This window comes from Paenibacillus sp. YN15, assembly GCF_003285005.1.
Classification (GTDB): Bacteria; Bacillota; Bacilli; order Paenibacillales; family NBRC-103111; genus Paenibacillus_AR.
The window spans coordinates 1-360 of sequence record NZ_QMFA01000121.1 but is presented as its reverse complement, the minus strand read 5'-3'; the positions used below and the strand labels follow the sequence as shown (position 1 = coordinate 360).

At 50.0% G+C, this 360-nt stretch carries 1 protein-coding gene; it reads right to left on the bottom strand.

The window, feature by feature from the left end; all coding sequences use genetic code 11:
* On the bottom strand, window positions 1–360 hold a 360-nt coding region (locus DQG13_RS31110; RefSeq protein WP_483874479.1), incomplete at both ends, for an RpnC/YadD family protein.

The window sequence follows — 360 nt, the reverse complement described above, 5'->3', positions numbered from 1 at the left end:
CAGCAGCATCCTTAAGACAGCCGTCCGGAGCTCTCTTGCTTCCTTTTTAGTATAGCGCATTTTTGCCAGCAATGCAGCAGCCACCGGATTATCCGAATCCACAAAATCCCGCCAGTTTTTGCTTTTCAGCTTCACCTGCAAAAACCGGAACTGCAAAATCTCGTGTCCGGATACTTCCATATGGATGCTGTCCCGCTCCTGCCGCACTCCATCCATGGAAAACACGGCAATGGGAATAATCAGCTTGAATTCCTTGCGGTACAGCTCAAACAGGCGGCTGAAATAAATAAACATCCGCTCGTGAAAGTCCGCTTCGCGGTAGGATTGCGGCTCAAAATGGACAAGCACGTAGGCATCCGT